Origin of the sequence: Candidatus Sysuiplasma jiujiangense (assembly GCA_019721075.1) — an archaeon.
Taxonomy (GTDB): Archaea; Thermoplasmatota; Thermoplasmata; order Sysuiplasmatales; family Sysuiplasmataceae; genus Sysuiplasma; species Sysuiplasma jiujiangense.
On the sequence record JAHEAD010000002.1, the window covers coordinates 178,770 to 200,776 of the forward strand.

Consider the following 22,007-nt stretch of genomic DNA (forward strand, 5'->3'; position numbering starts at 1 on the left):
CAGGCTGCAGATTTTCAAGTCAAGGGGCATCAGGCAACAATAATGCATTAATAATATTGCATTCTTAAGACTACCCGACAGGTCCGGTCTAACAAAAACAGGAGTCAGTCCGCTTGGATGAAAAACAGATAATGGAAGCATTGAGGCCAGTGAAGGATCCTGAGATAGGAATCAGCATCGTGGACCTGAACATGGTGAGAGGCATACACTTCCAGGGGACAAGGGTAACGATAGAAATAGCGCTTACTGTCCAGGGTTGCCCCCTGCAGAAGACAATTGAATCAGACGTCAGATCAATAATTATGCAACAGCCCGGCATCGATGGTGTGGACATCAAGCTGGGCGTAATGACACGGGAGGAGCAATTCAGGCTTTCCGAGGATTTGAGGAGAATAAGGAAGCAGAGCAAACCCGAGGGCGCCACCGAAGTTGCTCCCGGAATATTCAGATACGGTAAAATGGGCATACAGCACGTGATTGCAGTAGTATCCGGAAAGGGAGGAGTGGGCAAATCACTGACTACCGGGCTCATTGCAGCCGAGCTTTGGAGAGAAGGTTTTTCGGTGGGGATACTGGATGCCGACATAACGGGACCGAGCATGGCGAAAATAATGGGTGTCGGCGGAAGGGCAAGGGCAACGGAAAAGATGCTGATTCCATCTGAAACAGCGGAAGGCATAAAACTCATCTCGATGAACCTGGTTCTCGAAAGGCAGACACAGGCGGTAGTATGGCGCGGACCTCTTGTCACCCGTGCAATTAACCAGCTCTATTCGCAAACTGACTGGGGAAACCTGCACTTTCTTCTCCTGGATCTCCCGCCGGGGACAAGCGATGCGCAGCTCACTGTATTTCAGTCCATACCGCTTGACGGCATAGTGGTCGTGAGCACACCCCAGTCACTAGCGCACATGATTGTTGAAAAGGCACTGGATATGGCAAGGGTCACCAAGATACCGGTGCTGGGCCTGGTGGAAAACATGAGCTTTATGAAATGCCCCCACTGCGGCGAGACGATAGAAATGTATCCGAGGGACGACGGCAGGGATTCAGAACTGCTGTCCGGGCTGAAAGTGCTCGGCAGGATGCCGTTTGACCCCAAGGTAGCGGTTCTGGCCGACAGAGGGCAACTCGGTAAATTCGAGTCCGAGGATGTCAGGAAGCTTGTTGAAAACCTCAGAAGGGAGATACTGAACATATCATCCGTTTCCACTGAGCCGATCGCATGGCGGAAGGAGACAGCTGCTGCCGACAGGGCTGCCTGAAAGCAGGATGGAAGCAGAATTACATTCACTTACCGGAGAACGGAACAGATGACGAAACTTATCGAATGCGTCCCCAATTTCAGCGAAGGGAGAAGGAAGGATGTTGTCTCACTGATCGAACAGGCAATCAGGACAGTACCGAATATCATGTTCATGGGTTCGGAAATGGATGCCTCACACAACAGGAGTGTCCTGACATTTGTTGGACCGCCGGACAGCGTTGCGGAGGCTGCGTTCAGGGCATGCAAGAAGGCCTCCGAACTTATTGATATGAACATGCACAGGGGAGAGCATCCGAGAATCGGCGCCACTGATGTCATACCATTCATACCGGTCTCGGACTCCAGCATAGGAGAATGCATCGAACTTTCGGAGAAGGTGGCCATGAGAATAGCAGAAGAACTCGGCATACCCACATACCTGTATGAAAGTGCCGCCCGGAGGCCAAACAGGAAGAACCTTTCAGACATAAGAAAGGGGGAATACGAGGGCCTGAAGGAGGCAGTTCTCACTGACGAGTCCAGAAGACCGGATTTCGGCGGCCCGGAGCTACACCCTACGGCAGGTGCCACAGTAGTCGGTGCCAGGCCGGTTCTTGTTGCATACAACGTCTATCTCAAGACACCGGACGTTGCTGTTGCGAAGAGGATAGCCGGCAAAGTAAGGGAAAGGAACGGCGGCCTTCCCGGCGTGAAGGCTCTCGGCTTCTTCATATCCGAGAGGAATATGGCGCAGGTCTCGATGAATCTCACGGACCTGACAAAGACATCCACGCTCGCTGCATATGAGAAGGTCAGCGAGGAGGCGGTGCTGGAAGGGGTGGAGGTCGCAGGGAGCGAAATTGTCGGTCTGCTGCCGATCGCAGAGATTGCGGGTGTTGCAGTGCAAAAACTTAAGCTGATGGACTTCAATAGAAGCCAGATAATCGAGTCAAGGCTGCTTGACCTGATACTTGAAAAAGGTGAATAGCATTGTCATACTCTGAAAAGAAGATAGCGGAATTCGTAAAGGAACTCTCATCACCCTCGCCGACACCAGGAGGCGGTTCCGCATCCGCGATAGTCGCATCGGCAGCTGCGGCGCTGATTGTCATGGACTGCAATCTGACACTGGGAAAGGAGAAGTACGAGGCCATACAGGATAATGTCTCCGAAATCAGGCGCAGGAGCCAGAAGCTCTGCGGCCTGCTCCTGAAGCTTGCAGACCGTGATGCAAAAAGTTTTGATGCCGTAATGAAGGCGGTAGGGCTGCCGAAGGACACGGAGCTGAGAAAGCTGAAGAGGTATGAGCGGATCCAGAGCGCCCTCAAGCATGCCACAGAAGTACCGCTTGAGATAATGCAGCTCTGTTCAGAACTCCAGAAGATGGCCAACTACATGGCCGAAAAGGGCAACAGGAACAGCAGATCCGATGCGATGGTCGGCTGCATATTTGCCGAAGCGGCACTGAAAGGGGCCTACGAGAACCTGGAGATCAATCTTGAATCGATCAAGGACACGGCCTTTGTCGATGAAATGAACAGGAAGGTGGCGGAACTGCTCCGATCGCCGCCTCAGTACGTGCGGTAGGCTGTTTCTGCACCTTCCTGTTCTGTGGAGCATCCGGTTTCACGCTGCAAATAGAATAATATATGCTATCGGCAATCGAAACAGTGCCATGCTGACAGTTGTTGTTGTCCTGGGATGCAGACCGGATGGGAACAGGCCCACCCCGGAGCTTACCAGAAGGGTGAAACATGGTGTGGAGACTGCCATGCGTGCGTCGAAAAGGGGGGAGAGCATGCTTCTCTTTTCAGGCGGAAAAACATCCGGGACAGAAAGCGAAGCTTCCATCATGCACAGGGATTATGAACTGAACTACAGGGATATAGCCATACCATCCATACTTGAGAACAGGAGCCTTGACACCATCGGGAATGCGTATTTCAGCGCCAGGATACTGAAAAGACTTGAGTACGGCAGGATTGTCGTCGTGACTAGCCCGTTCCACGTTCCCCGCTCGAAGTATCTATTCTCGTTCATCCTCGGGAGGAGGGTGGGAAGCTCCACATTCGGCGCTGTTCCCGGAACCGTTCCGAAGGAGGAGAAAGCGCCCCTTGAGATGGCAAAGCATCTCTTTGCCGGCGTGAAAAGCGGCGACCTTGATGCAGTATGGGGAAGAATGCGCAGGATGCATCCATACTATATGCCGGGCAGCCTGAAGGCCCGCGCATAGGGAATAAACTGCAGTGCACCTGGAGGCGAAGGCACGGTGCCGAAACATTGTCTGTTCACTTGTGCGCTATAGCCAGTCCGCATTCGCATCTGTCCGTCCTTGTCGAACAGACATCGTGGTACTCCCTGCCGCACCTGCACTCGTAAACTTCCATCCCCTCCCGTATCCTGCCCCTGCAGTACTGGCAGATACGTACAGCCTGAATGCTCCCTTTATCCATTCTGAACAGCTTGACGGTGACACTTTCGCCTTCGTCCAGGAGGTTTTTCGACCTGACCTCGACATTTACTTCGCCCGTTGCCCCTGACGAAATACCTATTCTCCTTTCCTGTCCGGGTTTGAGATTTCCAATGGTCTCGTTCATCCTGAATGTGCTGCCGCTGACGGTCGAGGTGACCTGGAGCGCAACTGCCTTCCCTGCATTAACAATCCTGACCGAAGCACCGCCCGCCTCATTCGCAGCCCGGATCTTGAGACGCGGAATCAGCGACTGCCTTGTTCTTTTCAGCTCCTCAAGTATCAGTGTTGCCTGTGCTGCCGAACTGTCCGGCAGGTCGGCATAAATTGCATTCAGCCTGCCATCAATATTTCTGAGATTCACACCTGCATTGCGCAGCTCCCTGGAAATGCGCGCGATTTCGTCCTTCAATGGAGCCAGAGCCTTAAAAATCTCGGCCTTGCGGGCCGCATTCTCCCTGGTCTTCCGGAGATATGATATTGCCTCTTCATACCTCTGCTCTGAGACTAGCTCTTCTATTTTCCGATCTGCCTCAAGTCTGAGATCGTCCGGATAGCCAATGCCGTCCACAGCCCTCGACAGCGCCCCCTGAAGGGTCTCTATCATGACAAATGAGATATCCTTCAGCGCCGGACCGCTTATCGAGAGGGCATCAAGCATGTGACCTTCCATCATATTCTTCCTGGCCTGCTCCACCATACCCGGCCTGAATTCGATTCCGAGCTCCTCAGCTGCGGCAGTGGCCTTCTCAAGCCCGTTGAGGGCTGATACGCTTTCAGCCTGCAGCTTTTCCGAAGATGCTGCGTCAATTGAGGAAAGCAGCGAGAAAGCGTCTGATGTTCTGCCTTCCCTCAGGAATTCCCTGGCTCTCTGCAGGTCGTCAAACCAGCCCTTTTCTGAGACGCCTGCCTCGTTGTAGCTCTGAAGCCTCTTCTCGGTTTCGTCAACCCTTTCCCTGAGCAGCCTGACTTCAGACAGCATATCGTCCAGTATCTGCTCAATCCTGATCCCCTTCTCTATGACTTCACGGTATTTCTTTGCCGAAAGAAGGGATCTTATGGATTCTGTCTCCTCCTTCAGGCTCTTTATCTCTACGCCTTGTTTCGCCGCCGATTCTATTTTTTCATTTGAAATATCAAGGGTGCGTTCTGCCATTTCCTTCTGGAGTTTCAGCCTGTCGTTCAGGTCCTTGATTTCAAGAAGGCCATCGATTGCGTTTTCGCTTCCCTGCTGGATTGCATCTGCAATTACGTCTATTTTCTTCCTTATCTCGGTCAGCCTGTCCTCAGAAATCAGCGACGTGACGGAAGCGGAATAGCGTTTCAGGAGTCCGGTACCGGAGGTTTTCAGCGACATGATGCATATCTCGGTGCATTTCTGGGCTGTCTGCAGCGAGAGCAGATGCTGTTCATTGCTCAGCAGTGTCTTGGACTGCCTGAGCATTCCGATTGCACTGCCGTCTATTATTCCGAGTTCGTCGAGCTTCTCGACAAAATTCTCCGCCTTACTGATGGCGTTTGCAGTCTCGGTCACCGCATTACGCGAGAAATTTAGTTCCTTGTCTGCAAGAGAGATACTGCTGAACGCCTGTTCATACTGCCCCCTGGCCAGAAGTTCTCTTGCCCTGTCGAGTCTCGATTCCACGAGCTTTACGTCTACGCCCTCCATTTCGGCCCTTGCGCTCTCCGCCGAGACCGATTTGACAGCACTTTCTATGGCATTCTGAATCACCGATTCAATATCGGCGGTTGCCTTTCTGCTGGCCAGAAGTGCGTCGTAATAGTTTCTTTCGCGCATGAGATTGCTGATGCTCACCCTCGTGTCTTCGAATTCCTGCACATCCAGGGAAAGGGAGCCCGCAAGCTGAATCAACCCTTTGAGTCTGATTATTTCCTTCGGTGCGAGAACGGATGACATTCCCCTGTCCTCCATCTCGAGAGCTTCCGATATTGCAGCGCTTGCTGAGAGATAATCGAAATGCTTAAGAGCGCTTCTTGCCGAGTTAAGCCGATCTTCCAGCCCTTCGATTGATAAATTGAGCTTCTTCGACTCCTGATACTGCCTTTCGGCCTTCTCCAGCTTTTCGGCAATCTCATCAACATGGCGAAGTTTTCCCTGTATCTCATCGTTCGCAAGGGAAACCATCCTGTTGGCCGTCTCGAAGTCCTCGAATTTGAGCGCGGCTCTTGCCCTTCCTATCAGGTTGTAGCCGTATCCTATTTCGATCTTCTTTCTCCTTGCAGTCGAAACCATTGCCATCAGATCCGACATGACTTTGGAAAAGTAATCGGCGATAAGGCCGTAAATTATGTCGTGCGCCTCGCCTGCAGTTTTCAGGGCACCCTCCAGATCAATCGCCAACTGTCTTTCCGCAGATTCCAGCATTGTGGTCGCCGATTTGACTGCAAGATTCGGGAAGATGGAGAGCAGGCGCCTCGATCTCTGTATAAGCGACTGCACCCTGAATACATCACCATTGCCTGACCAGTCCACAATATCCTTCGCAGTGCAGGCAGATCTGTAGTAGCTGTGATCCGCCTGGAGTTGTTTGGCCTCCTCCACCAGTTTTCCGAGTCTCTCCTTCATGTTGCCGGTCGCCTGCTCGGTGCACTTTTTTGCTCTTTCCAGCCAGCTGTTGTTCATCTGCAGCAGCCTTGCCTCAATCTCGGTGTCCATCCTGTTGGTAATCTCAATGCATTTGCTGTACTCTGAATTCCTGACAAATGAAACAGCGTTTTCCAGCTGCTCGTTCAGTTCGAGCGTTTCTGCGCCGAGATATTCGAGTGCTGAAATCTTCCTGTCGAGTGCGTCAATCTGGCTCGTGGAAAATGTCTCCAGCATCTGGTGCATGCTCTTGAGGAGGGATGTGGACGCTTCGATAAATTCTTCAAACTTCTTTTCCTCAAACTTGCGCTTTGCGTCGGCATACTTGATGCCTATGTCCACCGAATTGCTTATAAGGGATATGAGAACAGAATATTCATTTTCCATTTTTGAGAGAAGCTCATCGGCGCGGTTCATGCGCTCCGAAAGCTCTTTGGACTCCTCATTTGCAAGTTCGGCCATCCTGACCGCTTCCTCAAATCTTCTTTTCTTTACGAGCTCCCTCACCTCATTCAGCCTCTGGTTTATGCCGGTGAGATCGGCTCCTCTTTTCATCGCCTCTGCAATATACTTCCTGCTGTTGAATAAGACCCTGGCAATGTAGTCATATTTCGCCTTCTCGAATTCTGCTTCGAACGACTTCAGCGAGGAATAGGCTTTTTCAAAATTGCCTTCTGAAAGGAGTCGCTCGATTTCCTTGATCTTCAGAGACGACGACGATGCAACAGCCTCGTTGAGCGTGCTGTTTGAAAGCTCGCTCCGGATGGTTTTTATGTTTGCCTCGAAAGCCTTCCTCAGCCTCTGGTCCACATCCCTCCGCAGGGACAGAAGTAGAGACTCTAACTCACCAAATTTCTGTTCCGGGGGGAGTGCCTGGATTGATGCAAGACGGTCTTTCATCGATGATGTGCCAAGACCGAACAGACGCGATATCTCAATTCTGGCGGATATATCCTTGATCTGCGCATCTGCGTTCTTCCTGAACTGCGAGACTATCGAAACGCCTGCCTCCTCGAGCAGCCGGAACGCATTTTCATAATTCCCGGAACTCATTTCATTCCTGGCGCTGGAAAGCAGGCTATCGACACCTTCAATTGCAAGGCCGTGCGACTTTGCCTCCACTATCGTTCTCTGGACTTTAGAAAATTCATTGGAATACAGTTCGGATAAATTCTTTTCCTCCCTCGACCATACCTCTGTAATTGCTGCGTCCGCACTCTCGTACTCCTTTCTTGCAAGGAGCATGCGCACCTGCTCAATGTTCTCGCCGACCATGCCGATGTTTACCCCCTTCGAGCGGAGGAATTCAAGGATTCTTGCAGTTGAATCTATCCTTGAACTGAATATCTTCTGAAGTTCCTCGTTGAGGCCGTCTATCGCAACGGAGGCGGCAGAGATGCATTCCCTGTACTCCCTTGCGTTGAAACTGACTTCAGCCTTCTTTGAATTCTCCTGGAAGTCCTTTGAGGAAAATCCGATTTTTTCGCAGAGCAGCGCAAGTGAGGACAGCTCCCTCATCTTGGCCTCGGCGTCCTCCTTCTCCTGGGCTATTTCCTTCGCCTTGTCGGCAAGCTGCTTGCCGAGTTTCATGTTGCCGAAATAGTTTCCTGTCAACTGGGCTTCACCGGCGTATATATATCATAATGAGTCAGCACAACAGCTCGGATTTCCGTTCATTCCGTATAAATATAATGACGTAGTTACGCCGCCTGATTTTCAGCCAGCACTGCCTTTCGGGACGCAGGTGCTGGGCTGACTGCCGAAACTGCGTGATCCCGTATGGCTTCCAGGCTTCCTGGAGCGAGACATGTTCCGTCGCCGCAGAGGCTGCTGACATGTGGAAAAGATTATTCAACCGAAGCGTGATACCGGAGCCTATGGGATTGGATGCACTTGGATTGAGGATGCCTACGGGCGTGTCTGATTTTGACTCCATAATAGACGGCGGACTTCCTGCCGGTTCCGTTGTTCTTCTGCTTGGAGACGTAGGAAGCGGTTTCGTTGAATTTGCATACACATCCGCCGCCAAAATTTCGCTGGCAATGGAGAGACCTGCATCGATGAGCTATCTTATGGGTGACAGAGCTGCCGCTGGCAGGCTGCCGGAAAACATTCATTACGTCACTTTCTTCAAACCCAGGGAGGAAATACTTCAGGAAATATTGTTTTCATTCAACGAGGAGTTCCACGGGGCATTTGAAAAGAACGTGAAATTCACTGACTTCTCTGAGTATTATTTTGAGAAGTCAGTGGTGCCTGCATCGTGGGTGGACAGGCAGGGAGGCCTGCTGAGAAAAGGCTCTTCCTCGCTCATAAACTCGATTGTCGATTTTCTTGACAGGCAGGCGCAGGGCAGCTTCATAATCATTGATTCACTGACAGATCTTCTCCTGAGCGAAAGCATAGAACTGATGGATATTGTCGCGATGCTCCGCGGGATACAGCGCATGTCAAAAAAATGGAAAGGCGTCATCTACCTCCTGCTGACTGAGGGCATACTTGAGAAGAGGAAGGAGCAGATGATAATAGACAGCGTTGACGGCGTGTTTGTCTTCGAATGGAGCAAGAATACCAGCAGCAGCAAGAGGCAGCGATACATCTACATATCGAAGTTTGTGAGCCTGATGCCGCATCTCGACGAGCAGAGAGTGGCCAGATTTGCAACAACTCTGACATCCCAGAGCGGCCTCGTGGTAATAGATACGGAGAGGATATGATGGCCTCCGTACAGCCCACAGGGATAGAGGGACTGGATGACATGCTGGGAGGGGGCATACCTGGAGGTGCCATTGTTGTCATACTGGGGTCATTCGGCACGGGCAAGACGACAATGAGCATCCAGTATCTTCTGAAGGGACTGAGTTCGGGCGAAAAATGCATTTACATTTCTCTTGAGGAGGACGAGAAATCAATTGTAAAGAACGCTCTGACCTATGGATGGAGACTCGGCGATTACACCGGTAACGGAATGCTCTCGATAATCAAGCTTGAGCCGTCAGATGCCAAAACAACGCTTGAACGAGTGAAGAGCGAATTTCCCCGGTTCATCCGTGAATTCGGCGCAAGCAGGGTCGTAATAGACTCGATCTCGCTGCTGACCATGCTTTACGAGAGCGAATCGGAGAAGAGAACAGGCCTTTTCAACCTGTGCGACCTGATAAGGCAGTCCGGTGCAGGCGCTCTTCTGACTTCGGAAGTAAATGAAAACCACCCCTCTTCCTCCAGAGACGGAATGGTGGAATATACGGCGGACGGCGTAATACTTCTCCAGAGCACGGAGTCGAAGGACGCTTCTGAGCAACAGCTTACGCTCAGGGTCGTAAAAATGAGGGGTGTGGCCCATTCGAGGAGGATAAAGCCTTACAGCATTACGAGAGAAGGGATAGTTGTTCATTCCGGATCGGAGATATTCTGAAGTAAGCGTTTCCAACCGGACATTTCACTGAAAAGCGCGGTGACCAGTCAACTCTATATCGGTGAAATAATTAGTTCCCCGTGATGGAGAATAAAATCCCGCCCGGACAGTTCTGGGGAAGGAAATTTGTAATCTACACGATAAACGGCGTTCCGCAGGTCGATCTGCAGAACTACAGGTTTGAACTGTTCGGAAGCGTTGACAGGCCCATTGCCATGGGCCTCGACGAGATTAGAGCCGTCTCGGACACAAAAATCACCAGGGACTTCCATTGCGTTACAAAATGGAGCATAAAGGACTGTGAATGGAAGGGCGTTCCTTTTTCTGAACTCAGTTCCAGGGCAGGTATCCGCTCGGAGGCAAACTTCGCGTATGCCTACTGCCTTGACGGCTATACGACTGTCATACCTGTCGAAAACATGCGTGACGCATTGCTTGCCATCGGACTGAACGGAGAGGACATTTCGCCCAAACAGGGTGCGCCGGTAAGGCTGGTGGTGCCGTCGCTGTACGGATGGAAAAGCGCAAAATGGGTCCATGCAATTGAACTGCTGAAGGATTACAGGGACGGTTACTGGGAGGAGCGGGGATACCATGAGAGAGGAGATTTCATGCTTGAGGAACGTTACAAGGATCCTGCAGCCAGATTTATCCACAAGAAGGTAGCCTGATTTTACTCTGTTCCTCCTTTCCTCCGTGTTGAATCAGGCAGGCAACATCCAGACGGAACGGTTCAGGCTGCATGATGCAGGCGGCTGCGAATACAGGAACGAAACTATATCTTTTTATCCGGTCTGCAATACAAGCCTCATGAATTCTCTGACATTTAATGAGGACAGGGAGTATTCAGTTGCGGCCATGGGCGAGCCAATGGCTGAATTCTCGTTCTACGGCGGCAGCAGATACGCTCTGAGTTTCAGCGGAGATTCCATCAATCTGACCACCTCCATTGCAAGACTCGGCCTTAAGCCGGCAGTGATATCCGCTGTCGGAGATGACCACTTCGGAAAGGCGCTCCTGGCCAATGCCACAGGAGAGGGGATCTTCTGCGGGGGCATTACAGTGGAAACGGGCGGCTTTACGGGCATATATTTCATTGACGTCGGAAAGGAGGGGGAGCACGAGTTCACTTATTTCAGGCGTGGAAGTGCGGCATCAAAAATCAGGCTGTTGCCTGAACAGGAGGAGGTCATACGCAGTTCATCGGTCTTCCATTTCAGCGGCATCACGCAGGCGATAAGCAGGCAGTCTTACGAGGAGACGCTGAAGGCAGTGGCAATTGCCGGCAGATCCGGATGTCTCGTTTCGTATGATCTGAATTTCAGACAGAAACTGTGGAGCAGCAAAGAAGCCAGAAATGGTCTGTCGCAAATAAAGGAGTACGTGGATATCATATTTGTCAGCTCCGAGGATCATGAAATGCTGTTTGGAAAGGCCGGAGCCGATGAGGCGCTGGAGCATTACAGAGATCTCGGAGTGGAAAATATAGTCTACAAGGCAGGGAAAAACGGTTCATACGGATGGTTCAGCGGAAAGAGAGTCCGCCAGAAAATTTACAGGGTGAAGCCCGTGGACACAACAGGTGCGGGTGACGCATTTGACGCCGGCTTCCTTGCTGCGATAATAATGGGCAGGAGTTTCGGGGAAGCTATGAAAATGGGCGCTGTAAATTCGGCATTGAAATGCACCAGGAAAGGAGGAACAAGGGGACTTCCGCGGTATGCTGCAGTTTCAAGGATACTGAAAGGCAGCCTGCAGGCAAGCGCAAATGCCCGCAGCAGTAGAACGAAGTAAAAATGCGGCCCGGAGGAGACCAGGCCGCATGGGATGGGTTAATATTCAGACAAAGAGCGGTTCGCAGCCGTAAAGCCTGTAGACAGATATCCAGCTGCAATCATCGCCCTCTTCGGCTTCTTCAGCCTGTTCGAAGGAAATCTTATCGGTCATAACATGGCATTCTACCTGCTCTCGGTATTTAAACGGCACAGGGGGGAGGTCGCCGAAAGCGCCCACTCGGCTGCAGCAAAGCGGAGCAGAAACGGTTGTCACTGCCAAGGCTGGCATGCCGCTGATGCGCTGCTTCAGAATGCCTGCATGGCGCAGGGCAGACACAGGAAACGCAAATCCTGCCGAAGTGATGGTGGACTGCGGTTTGCTGGACAAGGACTGCATTTCTGAAGCTGATTAGATCATTCAATGGAAATGTTTTAATCATACCCAATTTAATGGAGAAACGTGGCGAAGAAAAAAAAACTGGAAGAGGAGGAGTTCAAATTTGTTCCTCCTGAATTTGACGAAAGGGAATATATTGAAAAGGATCTCAGGGACAGCAAACTGCTCATCATCACCACGATGTTCGGACTCGTGGCCGGCATTGCAGCGGCCGCTTCAAGCATCTTCCTGAACAGTGCGCTGCTCGGTTTCATACTGATAATTGTCGTTCTTGTCGTTGTTTTCAGGTTTCTCTATCCGCTCATGAAGGTCGAGGTGGATAAATTCAAGAGAACCGACTTCATTTACAAGGGAGGTACCATCATCGTCACAGCGCTTGCCATCTGGATCCTGCTTGTCAATCCGCCATTCTATGTGATGAGCCCGCCTGCGATAAAAAACGTGTCTCTGTCTGAACAGACTTCTGCAGGGTGGATCAGCTACCCGCTCAACAGTTCAGGCGTGATACCCGCGGGAACAATCAACATTTCCGCGCGGGTGCTTCACCAGGGGCAGGTTTCGGTCTGGATTTATCTGACCTCCGGCAACGGCACACGGAAGTACGCTATGAGCGAATCGGCACATTCTGAATATCAGTACATAGAGCACTTCGGTTCAGGAAGCTACAGTTTCATAATAAAGGCGGAACTGCCCAATGGAACATACACCGAAAGCCAGAGTTATCCGATAACAATCTCATGACCGCTCCCACGGAAACGAGTGAAACAGCAGCCTCGAAAGCGCCTCCCTGTTTTCCGGACTGATCACATCATCGCCTGCGTAGATCTCCATCCGCTGGATGAGTTTGTCAAGATCAGCCCCGAAACCGACTGATTTTGCCTTCTGTCTCAGCAGCATTTCAGGCGTTCTGAATTCCTTCCCCGTCTCGGAATGAAGGCGTCCCTCGGCGACGAATATGTCCCCTCCTCCGGATTTGTGTTTCGCAATGAAATTTTGCGCATTGGGAGACCAGCCGAACGGACCGGCTCTGACCCATTTTGAGGGGTGTTGCCTGTGAACCGTTTCGAACAGCAGCTTGATATCGGCGCCGGCATAGCCGAGCGTTCTGTTGACATCGAACCCATGGCTGTTGAGAAGCACGGAGACATTTTTAACTGCCTTGTTAAGCTGCGGATACAGATTGTCTTCCATGATATCCGGCCTGGGCAGTTTGATCATCAGTATACCATGTCCTGAGCGTTCCAGTTCATCCCTGATCTTCGAAAGGGGTGCAAGATGCTCCTGAGGCGGGAAAAAGAAATTCAGGCCCGGTTTATTCAGGTAACTTCTCGATGCAAGCACTGAAAGGGCAAATGAATCTTTTTCCAGCGCGGCCGCAACGTTCCTCTCCCGGTCCACCGGATCCGGAACGATGAGACATGAATCGGCATCCCTGAGTCTGTCGCCCAGTGATGCTCCAGGAGGGATTATGACAGTCCCGTAATCCCAGGCAGAGGCAGCCTCGACGACCGAACGGAAATCGCGATACGCCAGCACCAGAAGTTCGCAGAGATATCCGGAAAAACCATGTGTTTTTGCTTCCGCACCGTAAACCCCGGTTCCCTTGAAGAACTGTTTCAGCAGCCTCACATGGTCCCTCTGGCTTTCGGACATGGTCCTGTTGATGAACTCCGTATGGAAGGGGGTCCTGTCGACGGCTGACATCCTGGCTGAGCTGTCGCGGATTGAATAGCATGGGACAAGGTCGATGGCAACGTTGTTGCTTTTGCCCCTGACATATGGATGCTCTGCGTATTTCAGAAACGGCTCATCCAGTATTGCCATCCCCATGGCTATGCCGTATTTTTCCAGTTCCTTTCTTGTAACATTATCGGGAAATTTCACAAATACGTCCACATCCGGATTCCTGAGGAAGGTATTCTTTGAAACAGAACCGACAAGCGTCGGTTCCACCCTGATTCCAGGAGGGAAGTTACTTGAGGCATAGTCGGCGGCCTTGGCAATTACGTTCCGGACTGCTTCGCTGATGCGCCGGATCTCCGCTGCGTCCGGCTTTATTCTTGAAAGTACGTTCTCCTCCAGATCTGGATGCATATGGAAGGGAATAGGTGGCTGGTTCAATAATCCTTCCACCAGACAGGCGGAAGCGCAGCATGCGTAGTACCAGCCCCAGAAACCAATGTGGTGGGGATAAAACATTTGCTTAGGAGGAAAGTTGAGCCATCAGTCTCCGGGAACTGGCACGGATCATAATTTATCATATCATCATATATGAAAATTCCTATTCTGTTAAAGAGTTGACAATGCACTGAATTCCGTTCATCATAAATTACGCAAAACTATTACTAAAAATAGAAGACAATGTCAGCTTCTCTGCAGGGGGAACGGCACAGTCGTGGAATGAGCATTGCGCGATTGCCGGAAAAGCAGTAAAATGCGCAAAATTACAATTAGGTCGTGGGTGTTGCCCGAAGAAGGTGACAGGATGAAAACGGCAGCCAGGCTTGTTATTCTGACAGCCGCGGTCGCGGTGCTTGCCGCTTCAGCCCTGTTGAGCAGCGGAGGGGAAGCCATATCATTCTACGCCATCCCCTATGATGCTTTCCGCAGCCTTATCAGGATGACCGCGGCGTACATAATCTCAATCCTATTCTCGCTTGTATATGCATACGCAATGTACGCGAGCAGGCGGGCCGAGAGGATCATGCACCCGATCCTCGACGTCCTGCAGTCCGTGCCCATACTCGGATTTTTTCCTGTTGCGCTTTACTTCTTTGTTGAGATCGTCAGCGGCAACGAGATTGGATGGGAGTTCGCCTCCATATTTCTCATTTTCACAAGCATGGTATGGAACATCACATTCGGCATGTACGATTCACTGATAAGCATCCCGAGGGAACTCAACGACGCAGCTAAAATCTACGGTCTGACAGGATGGAGAAGATTTGGTGCCCTGTTCTTCCCGTCGATGATTCCGAAGCTTGTTTACAACAGCATGGTATCCTGGGCAGGTGGCTGGTATTTCCTGATACCGGCCGAGTACATAACGACCTCGATATCCGCTTCGGGCGGGGGAGCTGTCCTGCCCGGTCTGGGCTCCATTCTCTATCTGTCCGCGCTGAAGGGGGAGGTCGGTCTGATGGCGGCAACATTTGCAGTCCTCGTCATAATAATCGTCGCGATGGATTTGCTCATATGGAGACCGCTCAGCGCATGGTCTGAGAAATACAAGTACGAATACACGGTGACTGACGGGGAGGGAACAGTGTACACCAGATTCCCTATGAGGCAGTACTACGCATGGTTTCCCCTTGTCCCCGGTTCGAGCAGGCTGATCTCAAAAACAGTGGGAAGGGCCGCAGATGCGTTCAATAATGCCGGACACAGGGTTGCGCACTTCTTTGGAAGAACGGCTAAATACTGGAAATTTGCAATGCTGTCCGCCGTGGCGGTGTTTTTCGCGCTTTTTATATTCGCCGCGTTCGGGGCGCTTGAGACCGTCTATGCGCTGATCACCGGACCGGGAAAGGAGTATGCGGCAATAATGCCGGAGGCGCTCGGGCTTTCACTGCTGAGGCTGGTGGCCGCATATTTCATTTCACTTGCGATTGCCATACCGCTGGCTGTTGCAGCAACCGGAAAGGGAAGGGGAAAACACCTGATGATGGCTGCCGAAATAGTCGCGTCTGTACCTGCAACGGCGATTTTTCCGATCATTGTTTTCCTTCTGATCGACATTACGCACGGACTCAATATACCGTCCATCCTCCTCCTTGTCACCGGCATGGTATGGTACATTTTTTTCAACGTTTCTGCAGGCCTGAAGAGCATACCTTCCGAGATAATAGAGGCCGCAAGGAACTACGGTGTCAGAGGCAGGCTGTACGTCAGGAGAATCATGCTTCCGGCGATTTTTCCTTCGCTTGTCACGGGAAGCATTACAGCTTTTGGGGGCGGATGGAATGCTCTGATTGTTTCGGAATACGTGCCATCGATCACGCCCGGCGCCAGCCCCTACTATGTGCTGGGAATAGGATATCTCATAGACAAGGCGACCTATACTGTTCCTGAAAACACCGGCCTTCTTGTCTTCTCCCTGATAGTAATGATTTGCGTTGTTATCGCAATAAACAGGCTTTTCTGGAGAAGGATGCAGAGACTCGCTGAAAAGAAGTACAAAATGGAGGGAATCAGCTGACCTTTCCTGCTTCGGTGCGGGACTGTTCGATAGTGTCTGTTTTATATCAGGGACGCATCTCTGAGCGAAGATTTCTGCCTAAACAGAGGGAATGGCTATGACTCTTCTTCAGGTCGACAACGTTTCGAAGAGACTCGTAGTCAAGGGCAACCCGTTTGTGATACTCGACAGCATATCGTTCGACATAAAGGAAAGGGATTTCATATGCATCGTCGGTCCGTCAGGATCCGGCAAGAGCACTCTCCTCAGAATCATATCCGGGCTTGAACGGCCCACTTCGGGAGAAGTGAAATTTGCCAGCGAGGGGAGGAGCCTGGTTGTTTCCATGGTCTTCCAGTCTTTCGCGCTACTTCCATGGCTGACAGTGGTAGAGAATGTTGCCATAGGCCTCGAAGCCAGGAACATGCCGAAAAAGGAGAGGACCGGCATTGCGAAGAAATACATAGACATCGTCGGTCTCAGCGGTTTTGAGGACGCCTATCCCAAGGAGCTTTCCGGCGGAATGAAGCAGCGTGTGGGTATCGCCAGAAGCCTGGCGGTGGAACCGGACCTCCTCTGCATGGATGAACCGTTTTCAGCGCTCGACGTTCTCACTGCACAGGGACTTAGGGATGAAGTTCTCACCTTATGGCAGAACAATGAACTGCCGCCCTCCGCGGTCCTGATGGTCACGCACAATCTTGAGGAGGCGGTATACATGGCAGACAGGATACTCGTGATATCACCCAGACCGGGAAGAATCATAAGCGAGCTATCGGTTGATATGCCAAGGCCCAGGGACAGGAAGAGCCCTGAATTTCTTGACTGGGTCGACCAGGTATTTTCCAAGATCGTATGAACCTGCGTGCGGGCATGCATCCCGGAACAGGTTCATGCAGAGTTGACTCAGAATCCAGTGCGGCTGCCCCATGCAGGCCGCAGTGACGATCTTTTCAGCAGCCGGGTGCAGAGAAATTTCAGTCGCAGCAGCATGAACAGCAAATAGATAAAAAATATTAAATATATCATATTTTCTTTACATATCTGAACTGATGTGGAAAGAGTCACGAGTACTCAGGAGTTGCTCAGAATAATGAAAGTAATGGCGAACCCTGTCAGACTGAGGATAATAGCGTCGCTTGAGAGAGAGCCGAAGCACATATATGCACTTGCAAAGGAACTGAAACTTTCCTATCCGCTCGTGCACCTCTACCTCAATTCCCTTGAGAAAGCAGGTCTTGTGACCGCCGTGACTGAGACCGGGGTCGAGGATGAGAGGGAGAGAAAGATCTACCGCATAAGTCCTTTCAGGATAGTGCTGACGCCCGAGATGATCAGGAAAGTCGAGGAGGCGTCCTGAATGGAGCGAAGGGGAGTCCTTCTGCTCATGATATTGCCGTCAATAGTGATGGCGGCCGCTGTTCCGGCGCTGACGCTCTACTACATGGCACACGGTCTGGAGCTTGTTGCCGGGACAATAATAATCATCTTCGGCATCATTGGAGCCACCGTTCTTGGAGTCGTGGGAATTGGTGTCTCATCCACGTTTTCGTACGATGGATACGGAAACGAAAGGGAATCGCTGAAGATACTGAGGGCCGCCGAACGGACAATGCTGGAGGAATTTGACGATGTCATCTCCGTGCTGAAGGAAATTGAGGAAACACTTTCGCCGAGGGAGGATGACTGATTGCCTGCCGGAAACAGTTATTCTGACATGAGCGACAGCGAAATCGCCGGGGAGCTGAAGAAGAGGCTGGAGGAAATGAAAGCGCTTCTCTCAAGGATAAGGGATGAACTGAAATCAGCAGCAGGGAGCGATTGAAATGAAGGCCGGAGAGCGGTTCGACAGAAACTACGGAGGCCTGGAAAGGGGCTACAAATTCAGCGGCAAACAGAATTTTCAGACAGAAAATATAAATGTGTCGGGCAGCGCCGAACTCGAACGCGCCGACGCCAGGAAGATCATCATCTCGGGCTCAGCCGCCGTCAAATCGGATGTCGACTGCGAAGAACTCCGGTGCAGCGGCTCAGTAAAAGCCGGCGGCAACATCAGCGCAGAAACAGCCACCGTATCCGGATCGTTTGCAGCGGACAAAAACATCCACTGCGAAAATGCCGTTATCAGCGGCAGCTGCAGGATTGGAGGCTCTTTCCTTGCATCCGGGACAATCGAGGTTGCGGGCAGCCTGGCTTGCGGCGGCTCCATTACATGCGACATACTGGACGCTGCAGGAAGGATCGGCGCTTCCTCCGTTTCTGCAGGCAGATTCCGTGTTAACGGAGGCGGTGAATTAGGCGAGGTGGAGTGCGTAACAGCTGAAATCAACAGGGAAAGAAGGAAGGGAAGACTGAAGAGGTTGCTGGGAAGGATGGGATACAGAGGCGAACTGAGGATAAACAGCCTGCATGCACGGGAGGAGGTGTACATAAGGTACTGCTCAGTGAATGAACTGACCGCCCGCCGGGCGGTTCTGTCCGGCGGAAGTGTCATCCGCAAACTGATTTACAGCGACACTTTTGTAGTCGAAGAAGATGCTGTCGTACAGGAAACAATAAAACTGCAGTGATATGGAGAAGTGAATCAGTGAATACGGAAAATGTCATCGATGTAGAGAATCTCAGATACCGGTACGGCGGGGAACGCTATGCCGTCGACGGCATTACATTCGGTGTCAGCAGGGGCGAAATTTTCGGTTTCCTGGGAAGGAACGGAGCCGGCAAGACAACGACGATTAAGGTGCTGACGACACTCATGGCACCGACTTCAGGCAGTGCCCGGGTGCTCGGCACTGACGTCAGGAAGGGAGGAAAGGCACTCCGCAGGAGGATGGGTGTTGTCCTGCAGGACGATTCATTCGATTTCACGACTGTCGAGAAGGCGCTGGATCTTTACGGTGCAATGTGGGGTGTACGGAGAGATCTGAGAAGGAGGAGAATAGACGAACTCGTGGCCTTTTTTGAACTGGAGGACGAACGGAAAAAGAGGCTGTGGGATCTTTCCGGCGGACAGCGGAGAAGAGTCCAGGTTGCGCGGGAATTCATGCACGATATGGAACTTCTCTTTCTGGATGAGCCTACAGTCGGGCTCGATACTGTCACCAGGAGGAAGATCCTTGACATGGTGAAGAAGAGAACGTCTGAGGGGCTCACCGTTTTTTTTACGACGCATAATCTGGAGGAGGCCGACTACGTCTGCGACCGTGTCGCAATAATAGACCATGGCCACATACTGGCAAACGACACAGTTTCAATGCTGAAGAGAAAATATTCGGGAATGAAAACTGTCGAAGCCGCGTTTACGGAGGAACAGCGTGTCGTGACTCCGCTGCTTCAGGGAATTACCGATGCACGCATAGAGATACCGCAGACTCAGGGCGAACCGTACAGAATAGTCAGTTCTGAAACGGAAGAGACTCTCAGGAATATTGTGGAGGTATCCGTGAAAGGCGGGCTGCATATCAGCTTCCTCAATATTCATCCGGTTACGCTGGAGGATGTCTTCCTGAACACTGTCTCAGGGGTGGTGCAGTGACGGATATAATCAGCGCATACAGACTTGCAAGGCGGAATCTGATAGTAAACACTGATCCGGGCACACTTGTTTTCCTGATAATGATGCCCACGATATACCTGGTGTTCATGGGCTACATGTACGGTTCACTGATCAGCGGTCTGAGCGTCGGCGGCCATACGATAAACTACATCAGCTTTCTTGCCCCGGGAATAATTTCATTTCAGGCGCTGACCGCCGGAGCCGTGGCGGGCAGCATGCTGTGGTCCGACAGGCGATACGGCATGTTCGAGCAGATACTTTCCTGTCCGTACACACGCGCCGAATACCTTCTGGGCATCATATTCACCACAATGGCGCTGTCCATATTCGGAGCGCTGATAATGCTTCTTCTCTCCGTTCTGCTCAGGGCAACGGTTTCCCTTGCACTGACAGCCATAATCGCAATTGTTGCCAGCCTCATCTTCGGCAGCCTTTTCTGGGGATCATTCATGCTTGCTCTCGCCGCCAAATCCAGATCCAACCAGATGTACAACAGCATACAGATACTGATCCTGTTCTTCGCAAGCTTCGCAAGCACCGTGTTCTATCCCGTTTCCGCGAACACGCCTGCCCTGCTGCGCTACATAACGGTTTTCAACCCGCTGACGTATCTGACGGACGCGATAAGATACGGATATGTGGCTAACTTCGGCATGGGATTCGTAACGGACGAGGCCATACTGATTGCCGAAACACTGGTCATGTTCGTCATTTCCCTGATATTCTACAGGAACGTCAGGATAGGCGTGAAATAATGGCAGGAACTCAGGAAGGAGTGACATTCATAGTGTCACGCCAGGATGCTGCAAGCGTCAATATCGGCAGAAACATAATGGAGCTGGGGAGATGGACCCGGGAGAGAGAGGAAGCGGGGATGCGTCTTTTCGCAAGCGGCTGCTTCCGGCTTGTTGAAATCGGAGGCATCCACATCCATCAGGAACATCTGGACAGGACAATCGGGGAAAGCTTTGGATTCAGACCGTCGCTTATTGTTTTCCTCTCGACGCACAGATCGGAGAGCAACATGCCTGCGGCCACCATTCATCCCGTGGGGAACTACGGCAGGGCCGAGCTTGGAGGGGCCAGCAGGAAAATAGTGCGCTCCCGCGCAGCATTCATGACGGGAAGGCTGATACAGATGAAAAACGAATTTGCAGACACGCGCTACGGAGCCACTTTTGAGGCAACGCACCATGGTCCCTACGTGGATGTACCGTCCCTGTTCGCCGAAATTGGAAGCGATGAAACAGCCTGGCAGGATGCGGAGGCTGCCAAAAGGCTCGCGAGGGCACTGCTCGAGGGAAGGGATTCGGACGGGATGACAGCCATAGGCATTGGCGGAGGGCACTACTGTCCGAGGTTTGCTGAAATAGCGGTGAAGAGGAAGATCAATTTTTCGCACTTCGTCCCGAATCACAGCCTGAGTCTTGTGGACGACACGCTTGCGGATGAAATTGTGGAGAAGAGCGACGGAGCCGAATGCGTTGTCGTACATTCGTCAAAGAAGTTCGAAGACGAACTTCATTCCGCTGAAAAACTATTCAGGGACAGAGGGCTGGAGGTCATTGAGCCGTCGGGGCTGGAGCCGAGGAAAGGCATTTAGGCCGATGTTATCATCGTTCCGACGAACGGCTCGCCTTTTATCGCCCTGATGAACTGCTGTATATCCCTCCCGTGAAGGACTGCGGTGGGTATTTTGCTCCTGCTTATCAGCTTGGCCCCGAGCGGATCGAATATGAAGCTAGAACCCGCCTCCATCTTAGAATAGACAACCTTGTCCATCAGTTCCCTGAATGTCATCCTGTCAATTCTCTTTGCAGACGGATTGATCTTCGGATCGTCTGTGTAAACACCGTCCACCGATGTGGCATTGATTATTCTTGCGGCCCTGATCTTCTCAGCGGCAAGCGCGGCGACTGCATCGGTCGTCTGTCCTGGATGAGTCCCTCCCATCACCACTATGGGGTAGTTGTTGGAGGCCAGCCTGGCTTCGTCGATGCTTTCGGCCGGTTTATAGTATGCCTTTTCCCCTAGCGCGGTGATGAGCAGTCTTGCATTCAGCCGGGTGACTTCGATCCCCAGCTCGTCAAGGGAGGATTCGTCGGCGCCGAGGGAGCGCCCGATGGTTATGTAATAGCGTGCAATCTTTCCCCCTCCGCAGACTACAAGAAATTTATAAGAGGGCAGCATATCAAGTAGAGCAGAGGCGAGCTGTTTGATGTATGATGTATCCTCATTGTCAGGGACGAGTATTGAGCCGCCTATTGAAATTGCAATTTTTTCCTGTGCCATTTGACAACCTGCCTTTTTGAATGCCCTTCTGATTAATGGGAGAGAATATTTCAGTATTAAAAAACACTGACGTG

20 protein-coding genes are annotated in these 22,007 nt (G+C 51.6%); 17 read left to right on the forward strand and 3 right to left on the reverse strand.

Going from position 1 to position 22,007, the window contains the following annotated elements; translation table 11 throughout:
• Positions 1–113: 113 nt before the first annotated feature.
• The 4 genes from KIS29_02575 to KIS29_02590 all read left to right on the forward strand — a co-directional run bounded on the left by KIS29_02575 (position 114) and on the right by KIS29_02590 (position 3,479).
• Positions 114–1,265: a P-loop NTPase gene (locus KIS29_02575; GenBank protein ID MBX8639207.1), complete on the forward strand. Its 1,152-nt coding sequence runs from the start codon at positions 114–116 to the stop codon at positions 1,263–1,265.
• 48 nt (positions 1,266–1,313) lie between these two features.
• The gene (gene ftcD / locus KIS29_02580) at positions 1,314–2,234 is read left to right on the forward strand and encodes a glutamate formimidoyltransferase (protein ID MBX8639208.1); all 921 of its coding nucleotides are present in this window, start codon (positions 1,314–1,316) and stop codon (positions 2,232–2,234) included.
• Positions 2,235–2,236: 2 nt separating this feature from the next.
• On the forward strand, positions 2,237–2,833 hold the full coding sequence (locus KIS29_02585) for a cyclodeaminase/cyclohydrolase family protein (GenBank protein MBX8639209.1): 597 nt from the start codon (positions 2,237–2,239) through the stop codon (positions 2,831–2,833).
• An 88-nt stretch (positions 2,834–2,921) separates the two neighbouring features.
• A complete protein-coding gene (locus tag KIS29_02590) occupies positions 2,922–3,479 on the forward strand; it encodes a YdcF family protein (GenBank protein MBX8639210.1) in 558 nt (185 codons plus the stop codon).
• A gap of 55 nt (positions 3,480–3,534) precedes the next feature.
• Here KIS29_02590 and KIS29_02595 read toward each other — a convergent pair whose 3' ends face one another.
• A complete protein-coding gene (locus tag KIS29_02595; GenBank protein MBX8639211.1) occupies positions 3,535–7,935 on the reverse strand; it encodes a hypothetical protein in 4,401 nt (1,466 codons plus the stop codon).
• A gap of 263 nt (positions 7,936–8,198) precedes the next feature.
• Here KIS29_02595 and KIS29_02600 point away from each other — a divergent pair, with 263 nt between their 5' ends.
• The 5 genes from KIS29_02600 (at position 8,199) to KIS29_02620 (ending at position 12,649) form a co-directional block, all read left to right on the forward strand.
• Complete coding sequence (locus KIS29_02600; GenBank protein MBX8639212.1) at positions 8,199–9,038, forward strand: recombinase RecA; 840 nt, start codon at positions 8,199–8,201, stop codon at positions 9,036–9,038.
• Positions 9,038–9,736 (forward strand): KaiC domain-containing protein, encoded by a 699-nt coding sequence (locus KIS29_02605; protein MBX8639213.1) that lies wholly within the window; start codon positions 9,038–9,040, stop codon positions 9,734–9,736. The genes KIS29_02600 and KIS29_02605 overlap by 1 nt, the downstream gene beginning before the upstream one ends.
• An 83-nt stretch (positions 9,737–9,819) precedes the next feature.
• Positions 9,820–10,407: a molybdopterin-dependent oxidoreductase gene (locus KIS29_02610; GenBank protein MBX8639214.1), complete on the forward strand. Its 588-nt coding sequence runs from the start codon at positions 9,820–9,822 to the stop codon at positions 10,405–10,407.
• Between the two features lie 139 nt (positions 10,408–10,546).
• Positions 10,547–11,530 carry a sugar kinase gene (locus tag KIS29_02615; protein ID MBX8639215.1) on the forward strand — a complete coding sequence of 328 codons (984 nt, stop codon included), beginning with the start codon at positions 10,547–10,549 and terminating at the stop codon, positions 11,528–11,530.
• Between the two features lie 441 nt (positions 11,531–11,971).
• A complete protein-coding gene (locus KIS29_02620) occupies positions 11,972–12,649 on the forward strand; it encodes a hypothetical protein (GenBank protein ID MBX8639216.1) in 678 nt (225 codons plus the stop codon).
• Here KIS29_02620 and cca read toward each other — a convergent pair.
• Positions 12,644–14,002, reverse strand: a complete 1,359-nt coding sequence (gene cca / locus KIS29_02625) for a CCA tRNA nucleotidyltransferase (protein ID MBX8639217.1) — start codon at positions 14,000–14,002, stop codon at positions 12,644–12,646. The genes KIS29_02620 and cca overlap by 6 nt on opposite strands.
• 391 nt (positions 14,003–14,393) lie before the next feature.
• Between cca and KIS29_02630 the strand changes: the two genes are divergently transcribed.
• From KIS29_02630 to KIS29_02665, 8 genes are all read left to right on the forward strand, one after another.
• On the forward strand, positions 14,394–16,106 hold the full coding sequence (locus KIS29_02630) for an ABC transporter permease subunit (GenBank protein MBX8639218.1): 1,713 nt from the start codon (positions 14,394–14,396) through the stop codon (positions 16,104–16,106).
• 97 nt (positions 16,107–16,203) lie between these two features.
• Positions 16,204–16,944: an ABC transporter ATP-binding protein gene (locus KIS29_02635; GenBank protein MBX8639219.1), complete on the forward strand. Its 741-nt coding sequence runs from the start codon at positions 16,204–16,206 to the stop codon at positions 16,942–16,944.
• A 195-nt stretch (positions 16,945–17,139) separates the two neighbouring features.
• The gene (locus tag KIS29_02640; protein MBX8639220.1) at positions 17,140–17,445 is read left to right on the forward strand and encodes a winged helix-turn-helix domain-containing protein; all 306 of its coding nucleotides are present in this window, start codon (positions 17,140–17,142) and stop codon (positions 17,443–17,445) included.
• The gene (locus tag KIS29_02645) at positions 17,446–17,775 is read left to right on the forward strand and encodes a hypothetical protein (GenBank protein MBX8639221.1); all 330 of its coding nucleotides are present in this window, start codon (positions 17,446–17,448) and stop codon (positions 17,773–17,775) included.
• 136 nt (positions 17,776–17,911) lie between these two features.
• A complete protein-coding gene (locus KIS29_02650; protein MBX8639222.1) occupies positions 17,912–18,655 on the forward strand; it encodes a polymer-forming cytoskeletal protein in 744 nt (247 codons plus the stop codon).
• Between the two features lie 17 nt (positions 18,656–18,672).
• The gene (locus KIS29_02655; GenBank protein ID MBX8639223.1) at positions 18,673–19,620 is read left to right on the forward strand and encodes an ABC transporter ATP-binding protein; all 948 of its coding nucleotides are present in this window, start codon (positions 18,673–18,675) and stop codon (positions 19,618–19,620) included.
• Positions 19,617–20,396, forward strand: a complete 780-nt coding sequence (locus KIS29_02660; protein ID MBX8639224.1) for an ABC transporter permease — start codon at positions 19,617–19,619, stop codon at positions 20,394–20,396. Before KIS29_02655 ends, KIS29_02660 begins: the two co-directional genes overlap by 4 nt.
• The gene (locus KIS29_02665; GenBank protein MBX8639225.1) at positions 20,396–21,244 is read left to right on the forward strand and encodes a hypothetical protein; all 849 of its coding nucleotides are present in this window, start codon (positions 20,396–20,398) and stop codon (positions 21,242–21,244) included. The genes KIS29_02660 and KIS29_02665 overlap by 1 nt, the downstream gene beginning before the upstream one ends.
• Here KIS29_02665 and pyrH read toward each other — a convergent pair.
• Positions 21,241–21,933 (reverse strand): UMP kinase, encoded by a 693-nt coding sequence (gene pyrH, locus KIS29_02670; protein ID MBX8639226.1) that lies wholly within the window; start codon positions 21,931–21,933, stop codon positions 21,241–21,243. The two genes, KIS29_02665 and pyrH, sit on opposite strands and share 4 nt — an antisense overlap.
• Between the last annotated feature and the right edge of the window lie 74 nt (positions 21,934–22,007).